Below are 20601 nucleotides of genomic sequence, written 5' to 3'. Positions count from 1 at the left end.
ATAATATTTAGAAAAAGAGAAAAGGGGCTGGGATTAAATGAATGCGATTACAATCGTCATAGCGTCTATATGTATTTTGGCGATCGCCTATCGGCTTTACGGTACCTTTATGATGGTCAAAGTATTAAAAATCAATGATCAGACACCGACTCCGGCCCATGTGCTTGAGGATGGGAAAGATTATGTGCCGACGAATAAGTGGGTGTCATTCGGCCACCACTTCGCGGCAATCGCCGCTGCCGGCCCGCTTGTCGGACCGATTCTGGCAGCTCAGTTCGGCTATCTGCCCGGGCTGTTATGGCTGTTAATCGGGGCGGTGATCGGAGGAGCCGTGCACGATATTGTCGTATTGTTTGCATCAATGCGGAAAAATGGGAAAACGCTTTCTGAAGTTGCCAAAGAAGAGCTCGGCCCGGTGGCGGGTTTTTGCACGGGTCTCTCGATGCTGTTTATCATTACGATCACGATGGCGGGGCTGTCCATGGTTGTGCTGCACGCGCTTGAGAAAAACCCGTGGGGAACGTTTGCGGTGGGGATTACGATTCCGATCGCGATGGGGGTCGGCCTCTACTATAAAAAAACAGGCAATCTCAAACTCGCATCAACTGTCGGGTTTCTTTTGTTAATGGCCGGTGTTGTCATCGGGCCGTGGCTGCAGGCAACGGCTCTCGGGGACATGCTGACACTGGATGCGAAAACGCTTGCAGTGGCGCTTCCTGTCTATGCGTTTTTCGCCGCGGCGCTTCCGGTTTGGCTTTTGCTGGCTCCGCGTGACTATTTAAGCAGTTTTATGAAAATCGGGGTTTTTGCCGCTTTGATCGCGGGCGTCTTTTTCGTCAATCCCGCCATTAAATTCCCGGCCGTAACGGAGTTTATTCACGGCGGAGGGCCGGTGATCGCGGGTCCTGTCTGGCCGTTTATTTCAATAACGATTGCCTGCGGCGCCATTTCAGGCTTTCATGCATTTGTCGGTTCCGGCACAACGCCGAAAATGCTGGATAAATGGAGTGATATAAAGCCGGTTGCTTTCGGAGCGATGCTTGTGGAATGTCTCGTCGGAATTATGGCGCTCATTGCAGCTGCCGCTCTTGAGCCCGCCGACTATTTTGCCATTAACAGCACGCCTGAAATATTCCGCACCCTCGGGATGAATGTCGTCCATCTGCCTGAATTGAGCAAAGAAATCGGGCTCAGTCTGGAAGGAAGAACGGGCGGAGCCGTTACGCTTGCCGTCGGAATGACGTATATCTTTACGGAGATTCCGTTTTTCAGTCATTTGGCTTCATACTTTTTTCAATTCGTCATTATGTTTGAAGCGGTTTTTATTTTAACGGCGATTGATGCGGGAACCCGTGTTGCCCGGTACTTGATTCAAGAGTTTTTCGGGGAGGTCTATAAGCCGCTGAAAAAAACAGACTGGCTGCCGGGCTCGATTTTCTCAAGCGCGCTCGCCTGCCTGCTGTGGGGCTATCTTCTGTATTCGGGCGACATCAGCTCCATTTGGGCGCTGTTCGGCGTATCCAATCAGCTTATGGCGTCTGTCGGCTTAATTATCGGTGCGACCGTCGTATTAAAAATAGCGGATAAGCGGCGCTATATGCTGACATGCCTGATTCCTCTCGCTTATTTGTACGTGACCGTCAACTATGCGGGTTATTGGATGGTGCGGTATGTGTATTTGAACCCCGAAGCGGCGGGATACAACGTGCTGAATGGCGTTTTATCCATTATCATGCTTATTCTCGGGCTTGTGATTATCATTGCGGCTGTGAAAAAATGGGCAAATGTATGGCGTGATCCGAGTGCCAGACTGGAAGCTTCAATACCCGGATAAAATCCGCGGCCGATCCGAACATTGCAGCATCATAAAAAAGCAGAGAGCCGATCGGTCTCTCTGCTTTCATCTTATGACAAATCCGCCGCTTCCAAAAGGTAATCCGCCAAATGAACCGCGCGGACACGGCCTGTTAACCCTTCGCGCAAAATGCCCAGCTGCATTTGCAAAAGGCATCCGGGATTGGCTGTCACGATGACGGCCGCCTCCGTTTTTCCGGCGGCTTTCATCTTGCTGTCTAATATTTTCATAGACATCTCTGACTCTGTTATATTATAAATTCCCGCCGACCCGCAGCAGCTGTCGGCCTTTTCCATTTCTCTGTACTCAGCCCCTTTAATGCTTTTCAAAAGCGTGCGCGGTTCCTCTGACGTATGCATCACATTGCGGAGGTGGCAGGAGTCCTGATATGTGACGATATGAGGAGACTGTGCCCGCAGGTTTTTTTGATGGAACTTCAGATCAACCAGTACGGATGAAAAGTCTTTGAGCTTCCGGACGAATTGTCCGGCACGTTCCGCCCATCCAGGTTCATCTTTCAGTAAATGCGGATATTCCTGAAGAAAGGCGCCGCATCCGCCGGCGTTTGTAATGATATAATCAGCATCAAGCGCTTCAAAAGCCGCGATATTCCGCTTGGCCAGTTCTTTTCCCATCTCTTTTTCTCCGCTGTGCCCGTGAAGCGCGCCGCAGCACGCCTGGCCGTCCGGAACCGCGATTTCACACCCGGCCGCCTGTAAAAGCGCCGTTGTCGCATGATTTGTCGCTAAAAACATCGTATCCATTAAGCAGCCCGAGAAAAAAGCGGCCCGTTTTTGGACGGGACCCGCGGCAGGAAGAAAACGCGGCCTTTCCTTCATGTCTTTCCGTTTCGGGGCGGGCGGGAGCACTTGTTCCATTGTGCGCAGATGTTCAGGCAAAACGCGAAGCATACCGGTTTTTCTGACGGCGGTCTGCAGTCCCGATCTTTGGTATATTCCGAGAAGATTCACGGCTGTCTGCATGCGGTTTTGGTGAGGGAAAAGCCCGGTGAAGGCGGCTTTCCGCAAGAGGCGCACGCCCGGCTTATGTTTTTTATTTTGATGAATGATATCCCTCGCTTCTTCAAGCAGCTGTCCGTAATTGACCCCTGCCGGACAAACGGGCTCGCATGCCCGGCATCCGAGACACAGCGAAAGTGAGCGCTCGACATCTTCATCCGGCTCGATCAGTCCGTCAGTGACGGCTTTCATCAGGGCGATCCGGCCGCGCGGTGAATGGGATTCTTGAAATCCCGATTCGATATAGGTCGGACAGGAAGGAAGGCAGAAGCCGCAGCGCATACAGTTCAGCAATTCACCTTCATCCATGCGGTTTTTGAATTCTGTTTGAATTTGTTGCTGCTCTTTAGCCGTGGTCATTTCATCACCACCACGCGTTTCCTTGATGAATTGGCGAATATTTTTCCCGGATTCAGCAGATTTTGGGGATCAAGCGCTTGTTTGATCGCTTTCATGGCGGTGATGCCTTCTGTTTTCAGTTTCATTTCTAAATACGGCGCTTTTACGATGCCGACCCCGTGTTCACCCGTTATCGTCCCGCCCAGCTCAATCGCTTTTTCAAAAATGGCGGCAAAAGCTTTTTCGACACGTTCCATCTCCTCTGTATTCCGGATATCGGTGGTGCACGTCGGATGGAGGTTGCCGTCTCCGGCATGGCCGAATGTGCAGATGGACAGGCCGTATGTTTCTGCAATCTCGTTAATGGCTTTGACCATGCTGGCAATTTGTGATCTCGGCACGGTCGCATCTTCCAGAATCGTTGTCGGTTTCAGCCGGGCAAGGGCTGATAATGCGGACCGTCTGGCCTCTGTAAGCGCGAATGCCTCTTCCTCGGTTTCAGCCGTTTGGACGGATACGGCTGCTCCGTTTTTACAGATGGCTTCGATTTTTTCCATATCTCGTCTGACCGTTTCGATGTCACCGTCCTGTTCGATCAGCAGCACCGCTTTTGCGTCGGTCGGAAGCCCGATCTTGGCGTAATCTTCAATGACCTGCAGTGTCGGCTGATCCAGAAATTCGAGTGTCGCCGGAATGATTTTTTCAGCGATGATGGCAGAAACCGATTCCGCAGCCGCTTCAATATGTTCATAGAGTGCAAGCAGCGTTTTTTTCGTTTCCGGCTTCGGAACCAGCTTTAAAGTCGCTTCCGTCACAACGCCGAGCGTCCCTTCTGATCCGACGAAAAGCCGGGTCAGATCATAACCGGCGACATCCTTTGTCAGCTTTCCTCCTGTGCGGATGATATCGCCTGAAGCCAAGACGGCTTCAAGGCCGAGGACATAATCCCGGGTGACGCCGTACTTCAGCCCGCGCAGTCCGCCGGAATTTTCATTAATATTCCCGCCGATCGTCGATATTTTCATGCTGCTCGGATCAGGAGGATAAAATAAACCTTTTTGTTCAACCGCACGGATCATATCTTGCGTAATCACGCCCGGCTGGACGGTTGCCGTCAAATTTTCTTCATCGATTTCCAGAATGCGGTTCATATGTTTGAATAAAAGCACAAGCCCGCCTTCAGACGGACATGTGCCGCCGCATAAGTTTGTGCCTGAACCCCTCGGCACGATCGGAATGTCATGCCTGCTGCAAATCGTTAATATACGGGACACGTCATCCGCGCTGCGGGGGGCGATAACCGCATCCGGCATGGCTTGCAGCTGAGGAGCCGCATCATAAGAATACACAAGACGGCCCGCCGCCGAATCATCATAATTCTCCTTCCCGACCGTCCGGATGAACGCTTCTTTTGCCTCTCGTGAAATCATGTTCTCCCAACCTCCCTGATAAGAAAAGCGTTTTCATTTAATTGTAAAGAAAAACGATTCCGCACACTATGGAGAAACATATGAAAAATGATGATATGATTACGTGCTTTTTGTATGTTGATCTAAAAAGCGCAGCGCCAAATAAAAAGCCGTTATGTCTTCGGGGCGGTCAAGCTTCATATTTGTCAGTGATTCCAGTTTGGCAAGACGGTAGCGCAATGTATTGATATGAATATGCATGTCGTCGGCGGTGCGCTTTAACGATAATTGCCGATCGAAAAAGGCGCGCAGCGTATCCAGAAGTTCTTCCCGGCCGAGTACATGCTCGAAAACCCGCCGTGAAAATTCCGACCTCGTGCCAGGTGCGATATCGGCAAGACACATATCCAGTTTTAAATCTTCTTCAAAGACGGCCTGCTTGTCACCGATTCCGGCTGAAAGTGCTTTATCCGCCTGTTCGTATGATTCCGTGAGGCGCTCTCCCGGAACGATCCGTCCGATGCCGGCGGTGACAGGCTGCCCGAAAACGGCGCCGATCTTTTTAATGAGCTGTGTTTTGGAAGCCGAATTTGCTTCATGATTAATGAGAATGCGTTCATTTCCCCAGCGGACAAACAGGTCTTCAGGGCATTCGTACTGCCAGAGCCGCCCGAGCTCCTCCGCTTTATATTGCTCATAACGGCCTTGAATGAGTATGATCCGGCGGTATGCGTGAAGGTCTGCGCCGATGAGCTTTGCTTTTTCTAAAAAGCCCGGAGACCATTCTTTCAGCTGCAGCCAATCAACCATAAAGGATTCAAGCATTCTCCCACGCCACTGCGCTTCTTCCATATGGCGCGTTTCTTTAATAAACAGCTCCGTCATTTTTCTGAGCAATTCTCCGAAAGGAAGGATATCGTCAGGGTCTCCTGTCAGACCGAATACTCCGATCACTTCATGGCCTGAAAAAACGGGGAGGTTCAGTCCTGCTTTTACGCCCTCGAGCCGTTTTTCATCTTCTTTCGTAATGATGACATTCCGTTTTTCGCGCGCGCAGATCAGTGCGCCTTCATGAAACCATCCGGCGCGCGCCTCGTTGGTGCCCGCGATGATCATTCCTTTTGTATCGGCAATAATCACTTCGCGGCTGTACATATGTTTGACTTCGGCAATCAATTTCTTTGCCAGTTCCGGCTGTAACTGCATGGCGATCCCCCTCGCCATTATTATACAAAAAAAACCGGGTGTGCCATCACCCGGTTCAAGCTTATTGCGCAGGTTTTAATCCGCCTTCAAGTGTTTTGAGCATTTCATTTTTTTCTGAGTCCGACGCATGCTGCCAAAGAACTTCGAATAAGACGCCGAGGCCCGGAAGCATTTTTTCTTCACCGCTTTGGATGGCGTCAACGATAGTATGCTCCAGCTGATCCTGGTTATTGCCGGTTACATTGGCAATAACGGCGTTGCGTAAATTAAGATCCATTACAACCGCTCCTTTTTCTGAATGTGATACGCATATTCTTACCGCGCACGCGGTTTATTATGTGCTGTTCTTAAGATATAATAACAACATGCATGAAAAAAGGAGAGCACAGACATAAAGTGAAACGAATCGACTCTGCAAAAAACCAAAAAGTGAAGGACTGGAAAAAACTTCACACAAAAAAAGAGAGACTTAAAACGAATACATTTCTGATAGAAGGAGAGCATCTGGCAGAAGAAGCGCTCAAATCAAAGGGAACGGTAAAAGAAATTCTCGTAAACGATGAGAGCGCCATCCCGGCCGATCTGGACATGAGCATCCCGTGCTACGTGCTGAGCGAAGACGCGTTTTCAGCCGTGACGGAAACAGAAACGCCGCAGCGGATCGCCGCGGTCTGCCATATGCCGGATAAGCAGCCTGATCAGCTGAAACGGCTGCTTCTGATTGATGCCGTGCAGGACCCGGGGAATTTAGGAACAATGATCAGAACGGCAGATGCGGCGGGGATCGACGCCGTTGTCCTTGGTGAGGGAACAGCAGACCCGTACAATGGAAAAACGCTGCGTTCAGCACAAGGATCTCATTTTCATATTCCCATTTTGAAACGTCCGCTTGATGAGTTTACCGCTGAGCTGAAATCACAAGGCGTCGCGATCTACGGCACGGCGCTTGAAAACGGGGCGGCTTATCAAAGCGTGAAGCCTGAAGAATCGTTCGCGTTAATCGTCGGGAACGAGGGGGCGGGAGTGGACGCCGGCCTTCTGCAAAAAACGGATCTCAACCTGTACGTTCCGCTGTACGGACAGGCGGAATCGCTGAATGTGGCGGTAGCGGCCGCCATCCTCGTTTATCATCTCAGAGGATAGGTTGCGAAAAGCCTTGGATTTCACTATAATAGATAGCAATAATGTAAAAACCGTGACAGAGGACGTCAATTTTTGCACACACTGCCTTCCAGGGAGAAAATGCCGCTGACTGAGAGCATTTTTATCGCAGCACAAAAATTGATTTTCACCTCTCGAGTTGTCACCGGGACCGCGCCAAACGCGCGTAAAGGTGAACCGGAACGATCGTTTCCGTTATGTCAATGAAGCTGTCGGCAGATGAAGTCTGCCTTAAAAAGGGTGGTACCGCGGCCACAACTCGTCCCTTCTCTCAAGGGGCGGGTTTTTTTGTTTTCTGAAAAAGGCATAGAACGGTTTGGTTTACATAAAAGGAGGATGCATGATGGAAGAGAAGCTTAAACAGCTCGAACTGGAAGCTGCAGAAAAAGTAGAAGCGGCGGGTTCATTAAAAGAAGTTAACGACATTCGGGTGCAATATCTCGGAAAAAAAGGGCCGATTACAGAAGTTCTCCGCGGCATGGGCAAACTGTCCGCCGAAGAGCGCCCGAAAATGGGAGCGCTCGCCAATGAAGTGAGAGAGCGCATTGCAGCAGCCATTACGGCGAAAAATGAACAGCTTGAACAAGAAGAGATGAATAAAAAACTCAGCAGCCAGACGATTGACGTCACATTGCCGGGCAGTCAGGTAAACATCGGCGGACGCCATCCGCTGACGGTCGTTATTGAAGAAATTGAAGATTTATTTATCGGAATGGGATATACCGTCGAAGAAGGCCCTGAAGTGGAAACGGATTATTACAACTTTGAGGCGCTGAACCTGCCGAAGGAACATCCGGCCCGCGACATGCAGGACAGCTTTTACATTACAGAAGAAATGCTGATGAGAACGCAGACGTCACCGGTGCAGACGCGCACGATGGAAAAGCATAAAGGAAAAGGCCCCGTCAAAATCATTTGTCCCGGTAAAGTGTATCGCCGCGACAACGATGACGCGACACATTCCCATCAGTTCATGCAGATTGAGGGTCTCGTCGTCGACCGCAAAATCAGCATGAGCGACCTGAAAGGCACGCTTGAATTGGTCGCCAAAAAAATGTTCGGCCAAGATCGTGAAATCAGGCTCCGTCCGAGCTTTTTCCCATTCACAGAGCCTTCTGTCGAGGTGGATGTGACCTGCTTTAAGTGCGGCGGACAAGGCTGCTCCGTCTGCAAAAAAACAGGCTGGATCGAAATTCTCGGCGCCGGCATGGTTCACCCGAACGTGTTGAAGATGGCCGGATTCAATCCTGAGGAATACCAGGGTTTTGCTTTCGGAATGGGTGTGGAACGTATCGCGATGCTGAAATACGGCATTGAAGATATCCGCCATTTCTATACCAATGATGTCAGATTCATTTCGCAGTTTAAACAGGCGTAAGAGGAGGATACACATGTTTGTTTCTTATAAATGGTTAGAAGATTACGTTGACTTGCAGGGAATCGACCCGGCCGTGCTTGCAGAAAAAATTACGAGAGCCGGTATTGAAGTTGAGGGTATCGAGTATAAAGGGGAGGGCGTAAAAGGCGTTGTCATCGGACACGTGCTTGAGCGTGAACAGCACCCGAATGCCGACAAACTCAACAAATGCCTTGTTGATATCGGTGCGGAGGAACCCGTGCAGATTATCTGCGGCGCCCCGAATGTTGATAAAGGACAGAAGGTTGCCGTTGCAACGGTCGGAGCCGTGCTTCCCGGCAATTTCAAAATTAAAAAAGCCAAGCTGCGCGGCGAAGCGTCTCACGGCATGATCTGTTCCCTTCAGGAGCTCGGCATTGAAAGCAAGCTCGTGGCGAAAGAATATGCGGAAGGCATTTTCGTTTTTCCGAATGATGCTGAAACGGGAGCTGACGCAATGGCGGCCCTTCAGCTTGATGATGCGATTTTAGAATTGGGCTTAACGCCGAACCGCGCCGACGCGATGAACATGCTTGGCGTGGCTTATGAAGTTGCGGCTATTCTCGGCGCAGAGGTAAAGCTTCCGGAGGCTTCATATGAAAAAGCGGCAGAAAAAGCGGCGGATGCTGTTTCCGTTAAGGTTGAAGATACGCAGGCCAATCCGCATTATGCCGCAAAAATCATTAAAAACGTCAAAATCGGCCCGTCACCGCTTTGGATGCAGACGAAGCTGATGAATGCAGGCATCCGCCCGCATAATAACGTCGTGGACATTACAAACTTCGTCCTCCTTGAGTACGGACAGCCGCTTCACGCTTTCGATTACGACCGGTTCGGTTCAAAAGAGGTCGTCGTCAGAAAAGCGGCGGAAAATGAAACCATCGTGACGCTGGATGAGCAAGAGCGCAAGCTGTCAAGCAGCCATTTGGTCATCACAAACGGAAAAAAAGCGCAAGCCGTTGCGGGAGTCATGGGCGGAGCTGAGTCTGAAGTCCGTGAAGACACCACTGCGATTTTACTGGAAGCCGCTTATTTCGACGGACAGACCGTCCGCAAAGCGTCGAGAGACCTCGGGCTGAGAAGCGAAGCGAGCGCCAGATATGAAAAAGGCATTGATCCGGCACGCGTTCTGCTGGCGGCTGAACGGGCCTGCAGTCTCATTCAGGCATATGCCGGCGGAGAAGTGCTCTCAGGCACGGTTGAAGAAAACCATCTGAAAATCGAAGCAAACAATATTCACGTGTCTGTTGAAAAAGTGAACGCCGTGCTCGGCATGACAATCGCTAAAGAAGAAATCATCAGCATTTACAAGCGCCTCGGGTTTGCAGTCGGTGAAGCTGAAGACGTTCTCGTCGTAACGGTCCCGTCGCGCCGCGGAGATATTAGAATAGAAGAAGACCTGATTGAAGAAGCGGCGAGATTGTACGGGTATGACAATATTCCGTCCACGCTTCCGGAAACGGCCGGCACGACAGGCGGCTTGACACCGTACCAGGCAAAACGCCGGAAAGTGAGACGTTTCCTTGAAGGAGCGGGTCTTTCACAAGCGACCACTTATTCATTAACGAATGATAAAAAAGCGGCCGCTTTTGCGATCGAAAAATCATTCAACACGATGCTTGCTCTGCCGATGAGCGAAGAAAGAAGCATTCTCAGACACAGCCTCGTGCCGAATCTTCTTGAAGCCGTTTCATACAATCTGGCCAGACAGACTGATTCCGTTGCTTTATATGAAACGGGTTCTGTATTTCTGACGAAAGAAGAAAACACAAAACCAGTTGAAAAAGAACGGGTTGCCGGAGCTGTAACCGGATTGTGGCGCAAAAATTTATGGCAGGGTGAGAAAAAGCCGGTTGATTTCTTCGTCGCCAAAGGAATCGTTGAAGGCCTGCTGCATCAATTGAATGTGTCAGACCGGGTTGAATTTGTCCAGTCAGAACGCAAAAACATGCATCCCGGCCGGACGGCAAACATTCTATTGAACGGTTCGCTTGCCGGATTTATCGGCCAGGTGCATCCGGCAATGGAAAAAGAGCTGGATATCAAAGAAACGTATGTGTTCGAGCTTGATCTGCACGCGCTTCTGACCGAGGAAACAGAACCTGTCGTGTATACGCCGATTCCGAAGTACCCGTCCGTCACGCGCGACATTGCGCTTGTGGCAGATAAAACCGTTACAAGCGGACAGCTCGAAGCCGTGATCAAAGAAGCCGGCGGCGCGCTGCTGAAAGAAGTCACCGTATTTGATGTGTACGAAGGTGAGCATATGGAAGAAGGCAAAAAATCCGTCGCCTTCTCGCTCCAATATGTTAACCCTGAACAAACATTGACAGAAGAAGAAGTGACAAAAGTACATGAAAACGTGCTGAAAGCGCTGGAAGAAACGTATCAGGCCGTATTAAGAGGATAAAGAAAAAGCTTGCAGATCACTCTGCAAGCTTTTTTACTATGACCGCTTCCGTTCAACAAGGCGTTTCGCTTTTTGCGTATTGGCAAAATGAAGTTTGGTGAACGTTCTGAGCGCACCTTCTCCCTTATTGATGATCAGCTTGGCGGCAGCTTCATCGACGTGCGGCCCCGCGCCTTTTGGAATCGTCATCCCAGCCTCACGCGAAAGCTTATCCATTTCAATTAAGAAAGAATATCGCGCAATGATAGAGGCTGCGGCGACGGAAAGATGTATGCTTTCCGCTTTCGTGCTGAAAAACGTTTTTTCTTTTACGATATCCCGTCCGGAAAGATGCTTAAAATAAATGCCGGGCTCTGCGAATTGGTCAATCAGAATCGCTTCCGGTTTAACGCCGTTCATTTTTCTCAGCAGATTGGAAATCGCCTGATTATGAAGGAGCGCCTTCATTTTTCCTTGGCTCATGCCTTTTTCCTGCATCTGATTGTATTTTTCGTTTTTTAACACAAGCAGGCTGTAAGGAATGGTTTTAATTAACAGTTTGGCGATTTCAATAATCTGCGGATCTTTTAAATCCTTCGAATCCTTCACACCGAGTTCTCTCATTAAAGAGAGCTTTGTTTTGTCGGCGTAGGCGCAGGCAACCGTTATCGGCCCGAAGTAATCGCCTGTTCCGACTTCATCAGAGCCGATCACTGACATGGAGGCAATGCCCGCCGGGGGAGCGTAAAGCGGGTCGGCCGCTTTTTTGACGGTTTTCTTTGCTTTCGGCGTCTCAGCCGTTCCCCAGCGGGCCGCTTCTGTGCCGGCGTTTTTTCCTTGAAAGAGAACCTTGCCCGAGCGGTAGGCTGTAATGGTACAGCCCGGAGGCTTGGCCTGGAAGACGGCGCCCTGCGGAACGGCGGGAGTAAGGGAGCCGGCGTAGGATTGTTTCATTTGTTCCATAGCGGAAGCGGATACTTTTATAACAGAATGGGACACGATATAATCTCCTTTTTTGGCACTTTTCACTGTATATACCAGTGTATCATAACAGCCCGAGGCTCGTCTTTCCATTCAAACGATAATCGTGGTATGATAGGAACTAGGATTCTCGCGGAATGGAGGAGAAACGTTGTCTGACGGCAAAAAAACCAAAACGACAGTAAACATTTACGGCCAGCACTTCACCATTATCGGGGAAGAAAGCAAAGCGCACATGCGCCATGTGGCCGGAGTGGTTGATGATAAAATGAGAGAAATCAACGAGAAAAATCCATATCTTGATATAAATAAGCTCGCTGTATTGACTGCGGTCAATGTCGTGCATGATTATATGAAACTGCAAGAAAAATATGAAATACTGGAGCGGCAGCTTAAAGAAAAGGAATGAACACCATATGATAGATATCATCATCTTAGTTTTGCTCTTAATGGGCACATTGCTTGGATTAAAAAGAGGATTTATCCTCCAATTTATATATTTAACGAGTTTCATCCTCTCGATTGCGTTTGCGGCGCTTTTTTACAAAAGCCTGGCCCCGCATCTGAGCTTTATACCCGCGCCTGATTTTTCCGGCGGGCAGGCGGCTCTGTCTTTTATTAAAGGAAACGTAGAGACGGCTTATTACAACGCGATCGCGTTTGTCATTTTGTTTATCATCGCAAAGATTCTGCTCCGGATTATCGGAGCGGCGCTTAATATCATCGCCGGCATTCCGGTCATTAAACAGATCAACAAACTGCTGGGCGGGGTGCTTGGGTTTCTGGAAGTCTATTTATTTGCGTTTATCCTGTTATACGTCGCATCCGTACTGCCGGTAAGCGCGCTTCAGGATATGCTCGCACAATCGACGCTTGCAAATATCATCACACATCATACGCCGTATCTGTCAGGGCTCCTGCAAGAACTGTGGGCCCAGTACGGGGCATAAAAAACTTCTCTTGACCGGAGAAGTTTTTTTCAAGCTCTGCGTCAGTTGTGCCGGAGGAGAAAAATTTGTATGATGAAAAGCAGGAAACGACTGGGGGTTAACAGTATGCATAAAAAAGATATCATCAGGCTGCTTGAAACGATTGCGGTCTATATGGAACTGAAAGGGGACAACCCGTTTAAAATATCAGCCTTCCGAAAAGCGGCAGCGGCGCTTGAGCAGGATGACCGCAGCCTGTCGGAAATCGACGACATGATGTCTTTATCCGGAATCGGAAAAGGCACCTACGGCGTCATTCGTGAATATATGCAGGAAGGTGTGTCCGGCACGCTTCTCCAATTGCAGAAAGAAGTCCCGGAAGGCTTGGTTCCTCTTTTGAAGCTTCCGGGCCTCGGGGGCAAAAAAATTGCCAAGCTGTATCAGGAGCTTGGCGTTCATGACGCGGAATCGCTGAAAGAAGCATGCGAGCAGCAAAAAGTACAGGGGCTCGCCGGTTTCGGCAAAAAAACGGAGGAGAAAATCCTCCAGGCTCTCGGAGAAGCCGGAAAACAGCCGGAACGGTTTCCGATCGGCTATGCGCTCAGCATTGCTTCAGTAATTGAAGAACATTTGGCCCGGCTGACGGATATTCAGAAATATTCCCGGGCCGGCAGTCTCAGAAGAGCGCGGGAAACCGTAAAAGATCTGGATTACATTATCGCTACAGATCATCCGGAGGCTGTCAGAGAACAGCTTCTTTCCCTCCCGAACGTAAAAGACGTGATAGCGAGCGGGGACACAAAAGTATCAGTCATCCTGACCTTTGAATATGAGACGAGTGTGGATTTCCGGCTTGTGACAGAGGAACAGTTTGCCACCACACTGCATCATTTTACCGGTTCTAAAGATCACAACATTAAAATGCGCCAGCTGGCGAAAGAGCGCGGTGAACGGATCAGTGAATACGGAGTAGAAACTATAGAAACGGGAGACGTCAAAACATTCCCGAGCGAAGAAGCGTTTTACGCCCACTTCGGTCTGCCGTTTATTCCTCCTGAGCTCAGAGAAAGCGGGCAGGAGGTCGACACGTACCGGGAAGAAACGGACCTTGTGGAGCATAAAGCGATAAAAGGCGATCTCCACATGCACTCAGCCTGGAGTGACGGCGCTTTTTCCATCAGGGAAATGGCAGAAGCATGTATGGCAAAAGGCTATCAGTACATGGCGATCACCGACCATTCCCAATATTTAAAGGTAGCCAACGGGTTAACGGCCGAACGGCTCAAAAAACAGGCGGAAGAAATTGACGCGTTAAATGCTGAATTTGAAAATTTTCATATTTTTAAAGGCGTAGAAATGGACATTCTCCCCGACGGTTCGCTTGATTATGATGACAGTGTTCTGTCTGAAATGGATCTTGTCATCGCATCTATTCATTCAAGCTTCAGCCAGCCGGAGCATGTCATTATGAAACGGCTTGAACAGGCGCTGACGAATAAGCACGTGGACATTATCGCCCACCCGACGGGACGCCTGATCGGCAGACGGGCCGGCTATGAAGTCGACATCGACATGCTGATTGAACTCGCCGCCAAAACAAATACGGCGCTTGAACTGAATGCAAACCCCGCGCGCCTCGATTTGCGGACTGAGCATCTGATCAAAGCAAATGAAAAAGGTGTGACTTTGGTCATTAATACCGATGCCCATAATATCGAGATGCTCGATGATATGAAAACGGGCGTGACCGCTGCGCGCAAAGGCTGGACGGAGACAAAACATGTGTTAAACGCCCGGCCGCTACACGAGGTCAAAGCATTTCTGACGCGCAATGATTAAGTAAGGAGGATCACAAAACCGTGCAGCAAAAAGTGTTATCATCACTTGAATTTCATAAAGTAAAAGAACAGATTACCGCACATGCCGTCTCATCGCTCGGCCGGGAGAAGCTTCTGCAGCTGAAACCTTTGACGGATCTCTCAGACATCCAAAAACAGCTGGATGAAGTTGAAGAAGCATCCGCGGTCATGCGCTTGAGAGGCCATGCTCCGTTCGGCGGACTGACCGACATAAGATCCGCTTTACGGCGGGCGGAAATCGGCAGTGTGCTGACACCGGCGGAATTCACCGAATTGTCCGGGCTGCTGTATGCCGTTAAACAAATGAAGCATTTTATCAGCCAAATGACAGAAGACGGCGTCGGCATTCCGCTGATACAGGCCCATGCAGAAGAGCTGATTACATTAGGCGATTTGGAAAGGGAGATTAACTCCTGCATTGATGACCATGGTGAAGTGCTTGATCATGCGTCTCCCGCTTTAAGGGGAATCCGCACGCAGCTCAGGACGCTTGAATCAAGAGTCAGAGACCGGCTTGAATCGATGCTGCGTTCATCTTCCGCTTCTAAAATGCTGTCTGACACCATCGTTACGATTCGGAATGACCGCTTTGTCATCCCGGTCAAACAGGAATACAGATCAAGCTACGGCGGAATTGTCCACGATACATCTTCATCCGGTGCGACACTGTTTATTGAACCGCAGGCGATCGTAGATATGAACAACTCGCTTCAGCAGGCGAAAGTAAAAGAAAAACAGGAAATCGAACGGATTCTTCGAATGCTGACGGAGCATACGGCTGAACACACACAAGAAATCGCTCAAAATGTGGAAGTGCTGCAGACACTGGATTTCATTTTCGCCAAAGCGAGATACGCAAAAGCGATGAAGGCGACAAAACCACTCATGAACGGAGACGGCTTTATCCGGCTGAAAAAAGCGCGCCATCCGCTGCTGCCCCAAGATCAAGTCGTGGCCAACGATATTGAACTGGGCGGAGATTATTCAACGATCGTTATCACGGGGCCGAATACGGGCGGTAAAACCGTTACGTTAAAAACACTCGGGCTGCTGACGATTATGGCGCAGGCAGGATTGCACATACCGGCTGATGAGGGATCGGAAGCAGCCGTATTTGACAATGTGTTTGCCGATATCGGCGATGAACAGTCGATCGAACAAAGTCTGAGTACGTTCTCATCCCACATGGTCAATATCGTCAATATTTTAAAAGACGTGTCTGAAAACAGTCTTGTGCTGTTTGATGAACTCGGTGCCGGAACAGATCCGCAGGAAGGGGCGGCGCTTGCCATGAGCATCCTTGACGAAGTTCACCGGACAAACGCCAGAGTGCTTGCGACAACCCATTATCCGGAACTGAAAGCATACGGATATAACAGACAAGGCGTCATGAATGCCAGCGTTGAATTTGACATTGAAACGCTTTCGCCTACCTATAAGCTTCTGATCGGAGTGCCGGGCCGAAGCAACGCATTTGAAATCTCAAGACGCCTTGGGCTTCCGGAGCATATCATCGGCCAGGCGAAGTCAGAAATGACCGCCGAACATAACGAAGTCGATCTGATGATCGCATCGCTTGAAAAAAGCAAAAAAAGAGCGGATGAAGAGCTTTCTGAAACCGAATCAATCAGAAAAGAAGCAGAAAAACTGCACAAAGAGCTTCAGCAGCAGATCATTGAGCTGAACGCCCAAAAAGATAAAATGATGGAAGAAGCCGAGCAGAAAGCTGCGGAAAAACTGGAAGCCGCCGCAAATGAAGCCGAACAGATTATCCGCGAACTCCGGTCCATCAAGCAAGAACACAGATCCTTTAAGGAACACGAGCTGATTGACGCCAAAAAACGCCTCGGAGACGCGATGCCGGCTTTTGAAAAATCAAAGCAGCCGGAAAGAAAAACAGAGAAAAAACGCGAGCTCAAGCCGGGCGACGAAGTAAAGGTGCTCACATTCGGACAAAAAGGGGCGCTGCTTGAAAAAACCGGCGAGAAAGAATGGAACGTCCAAATCGGCATCCTTAAAATGAAGGTGAAGGAAAAAGATCTTGAGTTTCTCAAATCGGCTCCTGAACCGAAAAAAGAAAAAGCAATCACCGCCGTAAAAGGGAAGGATTATCACGTATCCCTTGAACTTGACCTCAGGGGAGAGCGTTACGAAAACGCCCTCAGCCGCGTCGAAAAATATTTAGATGACGCGGTGCTTGCCGGCTATCCGAGAGTGTCCATCATTCACGGAAAAGGCACGGGCGCCCTCCGAAAAGGGGTGCAGGATCTTCTGAAAAACCACCGCAGCGTGAAAAGCTCGCGGTTCGGGGAAGCGGGAGAAGGAGGATCAGGCGTAACGATTGTCGAACTAAAATAAAAAGGGAGTAAACGTCATGAATGCTTTTTGGGAAAATGAGCTTGTTGAAATCGCGGCTTATTACAGTGTAGCCGTCTTGTGTCTCGTCATTTTTCTGACCGTGTTTGAATTGGTGACATCCTATAAAAACTGGGTGGAAATCCAAAAAGGCAATCTTGCGGTGGCAATGGCGACCGGAGGGAAAATTCTCGGTATCGCAAATGTCTTTCAGCACAGCATCGCCCAGCATAATTCGCTTTTGCAAATGATCGGCTGGGGCGTATACGGATTTATTATGCTTTTAATCAGCTATTTTATCTTTGAATTTCTGACGCCCCGGTTTAAAATTGATAAAGAAATTGAAAAAGATAACAGAGCTGTCGGCTTTATTTCATTTGTCATCTCAGTCGGCCTGTCATTTGTGGTGGCCGCCGGGATTTAAGGGGACGGGGAAAAATGGAGAAGCTTGCGAAAGTGCTGCTGTCGGCAGCGGGAATTTTTCTGTTCATCGGACTTATTTATCTGGTCATGACATCTTAATACTGAAAAAAGGCTGCCGAACTAGAATCGGCGGCCTTTTTTATTGAGAATACCAGTTTATGCAGGCCGTATCAGAGCAAATGACGGCTTCCCAATTCATGGCGCGGATGACAGACGGCATGTCTTGATCTTCCATGAGAAAGAGTGTCGTAAAAGAATCATATATGCTCATAAAAGCGGCGCGCCGTTTTTCGTCGGCAATGATCATGTCAGCCCGCAGCAATCCGCATACATCCGAAGCCGCCGTTTGATTGAGTGAAAATATGCCTTTCTCTTCGACCGGCTCATAATAAGTGCAGCGCTTTATGCCTTTTGAACGGAACACATCCAAAAGTCCCGGAATTAAAAATGGTGAAGTGACATCATCGCTCGGCAAGTACAGATCGGGATGAAGCCGATTAAACAGCCTGGCGGATTCAGGAAGTGCATATTCCTCCCGCAGTGCCGTGACAGCGCTCATAAGCGCAAGCGCCGTCTCTTTTTCAGAACGCAATCTGACGGTTTTCCAGGAAACGGGTCTGCCCATCGCGATGATCTCCTCATCACTCGGATATATATGTTCATAAGGCCGTTTGCGCTTTTGCTCTTCCCACCCATCAGACATCAGGACAAAGGGATGAAGCAAAAAGGCGGCCGACGTAAACGGCTTAGGCAGCTGGCGCAGGATAGGAACTCCCTCTTCAAAATGCAGCGTTTCCAGCAAACTCAACACCTCCTGAGACTCGAAATTTCACATGAAACGCTTTCCAATTCCAATCACCCTTCTGCTATAATAATAGTGTATAGGAAAACAGAAGGGAGAGGTATTATGCAGTCTGAAAAGCCATGGCTTTCTCAATATCCCGAAGAGATTCCGCATGAGCTTGAATTTACTGATCAAACCCTGCCATCCAATCTGACAAACTCCGCAGCTCAATTCCCGAACCACACCGCCATTTATTTTCTCGGAAAAAAACTCACATTCCAAGACGTTCTCACAGATTCGTTAAAGCTGGCCGCTTTTTTACGCAAAACAGGCCTGAAAAAAGGTGACAGAGCCGCCATTATGCTGCCCAATTGTCCGCAGTCGGTCATCGCTTTTTACGGCGTATTGTTTGCCGGCGGCATTGTCGTTCAGACCAATCCTCTCTACACGGAACACGAGCTTGAGTATCAGCTGAAAGACAGTGCGCCGCGCGTGATCATCACCCTCGATATGCTGTTTCCGAAGGTGATAAAAATGAAAACGTTATCAATCGTCGAACGCATTATTACAACGAGTATAAAAGACTTTTTGCCGTTCCCGAAAAATATGCTGTATACGCTCACGCAAAAACAACAGGTGCATATTGATTATGACGGCTGCGAACAAATTCACAAATTAGCGGATATTTTAAAAAACGAAAGAGCGGAGGAAGCGGAGCCATTTGATATTGACCCTGCGCATGACATCGCCGTGCTTCAATACACGGGCGGAACAACCGGCTACCCGAAAGGCGTCATGCTCACACACCGGAACATTCAGGCCAATACAGAAATGTGCGCCGCCTGGATGTACAAAATGAAAAAGGGAGCCGAAAAGGTGCTCGGCATCGTGCCTTTTTTTCATGTGTACGGATTGACCGCCGTGCTCAATTTTTCCATTATGCAGGGATGTGAAATGATCCTTCTTCCTAAATTTAATCCTTTGGATACCCTGAAAACAATCGACAGGCTGAAGCCGACGGTTTTTCCCGGGGCACCGACGATTTACATCGGGCTGTTGCATCACCCGGAGCTGAATAAGTATGATTTGTCCTCCATTGAAAGCTGTCCGAGCGGTTCAGCGGCGCTTCCGGTTGAGGTCAAACAGAAATTTGAAAAAGTGACCGGAGGAAAGCTTGTGGAAGGCTACGGATTATCCGAAGCATCACCGGTTACCCATTCAAACTTCATTTGGGGAAAAAATAAACCAGGCAGCATCGGCTGTCCCTGGCCCAATACCGACGCCGGAATCTATTCAGAAGAAAAAGGCGGGCTTGCGGGGCCGTATGAACACGGCGAGCTGATCGTAAAAGGTCCTCAGGTCATGAAAGGATACTGGAATAAGCAGGAGGAGACGGCGCGTGTCATCAGAGACGGCTGGCTGTTTACCGGTGATATGGGGTATATGGATGAGGAAGGATTTTTCTACATCGCCGACAGGAAAAAAGACATCATCATTGCCGGCGGATACAACATTTACCCCCGGGAGGTGGAAGAGGCGCTTTATGAGCATGAAGCCGTTCAGGAAATCGTCGTAGCGGGCGTCCCTGATTCCTACAGGGGGGAAACGGTGAAAGCATTTATCGTTTTGAAAAAAGGCGCCGAGGCAGATGCCGATGAGCTTGATGCGTTTGCAAGAGAGCGGCTTGCGCCGTACAAAGTCCCGAAGCTTTACGAATTCAGAAAAGAGCTTCCGAAAACGGCCGTCGGAAAAATATTAAGAAGGCGTTTAGTCGAAGAGGAAGATGCTTCCCGTGAAAACAAGGTGCCTTAAAAGAAAAACTTGACAAAATCCGGATTCCTTTTTATCATGAAGTTATGAATGAATAGTCATTCATTTATCGAAGGAAGGAACGATGACATTGAACCAAAAACGGCCAAAGTATATGCAGATTATTGATGCAGCAGTAGAAGTCATAGCGGAAAACGGCTATCACCAATCACAGGTGTCCAAAATCGCCAAGCAGGCCGGCGTTGCGGACGGCACCATCTATTTATATTTCAAAAACAAAGAGGATATACTCATTTCTCTTTTTAAAGAAAAGATGGGCCAGTTCATTGAACGCATGGAAGAAGAAGTGAAAGAAAAAACGACGGCAAAAGAAAAACTCGCCCTCGTTATTAAGCAGCATTTCACACTGCTCGGCAATGACCGCCACCTCGCGATTGTGACCCAGCTTGAGCTCAGACAGTCAAATATCAAGCTGCGCCTGAAAATCAATGATATTTTAAAAGGTTATTTAAACATGCTGGACACCATTTTGACCGAAGGAATCAAGTCGGGGGAATGGAAAGACAATCTCGACGTCCGCCTCGCCCGGCAGATGATATTCGGGACGATAGATGAAACAGTGACAACATGGGTGATGAACGATCAGAAATATGATCTTCCGGATTTGTCAGACAAGGTATTGGAGCTGTTGGTGTCAGGGATTCATCAAAACTAAAGGGGGTTGAC

17 protein-coding genes are annotated in these 20601 nt (G+C 49.1%); 11 read left to right on the top strand and 6 right to left on the bottom strand.

The genetic code is table 11. The annotated features are described in order from the left end of the window. The first annotated feature begins 37 nt into the window (after positions 1 to 37). Positions 38 to 1834, top strand: coding sequence for a carbon starvation protein CstA (gene cstA / locus G9F75_RS04630; RefSeq protein ID WP_167408941.1), 1797 nt, complete (start codon positions 38 to 40; stop codon positions 1832 to 1834). 71 nt (positions 1835 to 1905) lie between these two features. Here the strand turns inward: cstA and G9F75_RS04625 are convergent, their stop codons facing one another. The 4 genes from G9F75_RS04625 to sspI all read right to left on the bottom strand — a co-directional run bounded on the left by G9F75_RS04625 (position 1906) and on the right by sspI (position 6105). Then, positions 1906 to 3234, bottom strand: a complete 1329-nt coding sequence (locus tag G9F75_RS04625) for a (Fe-S)-binding protein (protein WP_007408108.1) — start codon at positions 3232 to 3234, stop codon at positions 1906 to 1908. Continuing rightward, positions 3231 to 4643 carry a glycolate oxidase subunit GlcD gene (gene glcD, locus G9F75_RS04620; protein ID WP_021494418.1) on the bottom strand — a complete coding sequence of 471 codons (1413 nt, stop codon included), beginning with the start codon at positions 4641 to 4643 and terminating at the stop codon, positions 3231 to 3233. Before glcD ends, G9F75_RS04625 begins: the two co-directional genes overlap by 4 nt. 99 nt (positions 4644 to 4742) lie before the next feature. Beyond that, positions 4743 to 5828, bottom strand: a complete 1086-nt coding sequence (locus G9F75_RS04615; RefSeq protein ID WP_167408940.1) for a CdaR family transcriptional regulator — start codon at positions 5826 to 5828, stop codon at positions 4743 to 4745. Positions 5829 to 5889: 61 nt separating this feature from the next. Further along, entirely contained in the window at positions 5890 to 6105 is a 216-nt protein-coding gene (gene sspI, locus G9F75_RS04610) for a small acid-soluble spore protein SspI (protein ID WP_003152527.1), read from the bottom strand. A 119-nt stretch (positions 6106 to 6224) separates the two neighbouring features. On the opposite strand from sspI, the gene G9F75_RS04605 reads away from it, so the two are divergent. From G9F75_RS04605 to pheT, 3 genes are all read left to right on the top strand, one after another. Next, positions 6225 to 6971: a TrmH family RNA methyltransferase gene (locus G9F75_RS04605; protein ID WP_007408111.1), complete on the top strand. Its 747-nt coding sequence runs from the start codon at positions 6225 to 6227 to the stop codon at positions 6969 to 6971. A gap of 361 nt (positions 6972 to 7332) precedes the next feature. Then, entirely contained in the window at positions 7333 to 8367 is a 1035-nt protein-coding gene (gene pheS, locus G9F75_RS04600; RefSeq protein ID WP_003152530.1) for a phenylalanine--tRNA ligase subunit alpha, read from the top strand. Between the two features lie 13 nt (positions 8368 to 8380). Further along, entirely contained in the window at positions 8381 to 10795 is a 2415-nt protein-coding gene (gene pheT / locus G9F75_RS04595) for a phenylalanine--tRNA ligase subunit beta (protein ID WP_012118137.1), read from the top strand. 36 nt (positions 10796 to 10831) lie between these two features. Here the strand turns inward: pheT and rnhC are convergent, their stop codons facing one another. Then, the gene (gene rnhC, locus G9F75_RS04590) at positions 10832 to 11773 is read right to left on the bottom strand and encodes a ribonuclease HIII (protein WP_053573141.1); all 942 of its coding nucleotides are present in this window, start codon (positions 11771 to 11773) and stop codon (positions 10832 to 10834) included. A gap of 133 nt (positions 11774 to 11906) precedes the next feature. Between rnhC and zapA the strand changes: the two genes are divergently transcribed. From zapA to G9F75_RS04565, 5 genes are all read left to right on the top strand, one after another. Then, on the top strand, positions 11907 to 12164 hold the full coding sequence (gene zapA / locus G9F75_RS04585; RefSeq protein WP_007408114.1) for a cell division protein ZapA: 258 nt from the start codon (positions 11907 to 11909) through the stop codon (positions 12162 to 12164). 7 nt (positions 12165 to 12171) lie between these two features. After that, entirely contained in the window at positions 12172 to 12705 is a 534-nt protein-coding gene (locus G9F75_RS04580; protein ID WP_014418586.1) for a CvpA family protein, read from the top strand. 105 nt (positions 12706 to 12810) lie between these two features. Further along, positions 12811 to 14523, top strand: coding sequence for a DNA polymerase/3'-5' exonuclease PolX (gene polX, locus G9F75_RS04575; RefSeq protein ID WP_007408115.1), 1713 nt, complete (start codon positions 12811 to 12813; stop codon positions 14521 to 14523). A 20-nt stretch (positions 14524 to 14543) separates the two neighbouring features. Beyond that, positions 14544 to 16901, top strand: a complete 2358-nt coding sequence (locus tag G9F75_RS04570) for an endonuclease MutS2 (RefSeq protein WP_065181013.1) — start codon at positions 14544 to 14546, stop codon at positions 16899 to 16901. Between the two features lie 16 nt (positions 16902 to 16917). Beyond that, positions 16918 to 17322 (top strand): DUF350 domain-containing protein, encoded by a 405-nt coding sequence (locus G9F75_RS04565; RefSeq protein ID WP_003152541.1) that lies wholly within the window; start codon positions 16918 to 16920, stop codon positions 17320 to 17322. 138 nt (positions 17323 to 17460) lie between these two features. Here G9F75_RS04565 and G9F75_RS04560 read toward each other — a convergent pair whose 3' ends face one another. Continuing rightward, complete coding sequence (locus tag G9F75_RS04560; RefSeq protein WP_065181014.1) at positions 17461 to 18123, bottom strand: DUF2711 family protein; 663 nt, start codon at positions 18121 to 18123, stop codon at positions 17461 to 17463. Between the two features lie 105 nt (positions 18124 to 18228). Between G9F75_RS04560 and G9F75_RS04555 the strand changes: the two genes are divergently transcribed. Together G9F75_RS04555 and G9F75_RS04550 are read left to right on the top strand one after the other, a co-directional pair. Beyond that, a complete protein-coding gene (locus G9F75_RS04555; protein ID WP_014721631.1) occupies positions 18229 to 19917 on the top strand; it encodes an AMP-binding protein in 1689 nt (562 codons plus the stop codon). Positions 19918 to 20005: 88 nt separating this feature from the next. Beyond that, positions 20006 to 20590, top strand: a complete 585-nt coding sequence (locus tag G9F75_RS04550) for a fatty acid metabolism transcriptional regulator FadR (RefSeq protein WP_007408119.1) — start codon at positions 20006 to 20008, stop codon at positions 20588 to 20590. Positions 20591 to 20601: the final 11 nt, after the last annotated feature.

The sequence above is a fragment of the Bacillus sp. EKM208B genome, assembly GCF_011800725.1.
Taxonomy (GTDB): Bacteria; Bacillota; Bacilli; order Bacillales; family Bacillaceae; genus Bacillus; species Bacillus velezensis.
Note: the sequence above shows the minus strand (reverse complement) of the source record. Positions and strands in the feature narration are given on the sequence as shown.

Excerpts from the sequence above, each read along its gene's own strand:
- G9F75_RS04615 (WP_167408940.1), bottom strand. The coding sequence starts at position 5,828 with ATGCAGTTACAGCCGGAACTGGCAAAGAAATTGATTGCCGAAGTCAAA.
- sspI (WP_003152527.1), bottom strand. The coding sequence starts at position 6,105 with ATGGATCTTAATTTACGCAACGCCGTTATTGCCAATGTAACCGGCAAT.
- G9F75_RS04555 (WP_014721631.1), top strand. The coding sequence starts at position 18,229 with ATGCAGTCTGAAAAGCCATGGCTTTCTCAATATCCCGAAGAGATTCCG.
- cstA (WP_167408941.1), top strand. The coding sequence starts at position 38 with ATGAATGCGATTACAATCGTCATAGCGTCTATATGTATTTTGGCGATC.
- G9F75_RS04580 (WP_014418586.1), top strand. The coding sequence starts at position 12,172 with ATGATAGATATCATCATCTTAGTTTTGCTCTTAATGGGCACATTGCTT.
- G9F75_RS04625 (WP_007408108.1), bottom strand. The coding sequence starts at position 3,234 with ATGACCACGGCTAAAGAGCAGCAACAAATTCAAACAGAATTCAAAAAC.
- G9F75_RS04565 (WP_003152541.1), top strand. The coding sequence starts at position 16,918 with ATGAATGCTTTTTGGGAAAATGAGCTTGTTGAAATCGCGGCTTATTAC.
- pheS (WP_003152530.1), top strand. The coding sequence starts at position 7,333 with ATGGAAGAGAAGCTTAAACAGCTCGAACTGGAAGCTGCAGAAAAAGTA.
- pheT (WP_012118137.1), top strand. The coding sequence starts at position 8,381 with ATGTTTGTTTCTTATAAATGGTTAGAAGATTACGTTGACTTGCAGGGA.
- polX (WP_007408115.1), top strand. The coding sequence starts at position 12,811 with ATGCATAAAAAAGATATCATCAGGCTGCTTGAAACGATTGCGGTCTAT.
- glcD (WP_021494418.1), bottom strand. The coding sequence starts at position 4,643 with ATGATTTCACGAGAGGCAAAAGAAGCGTTCATCCGGACGGTCGGGAAG.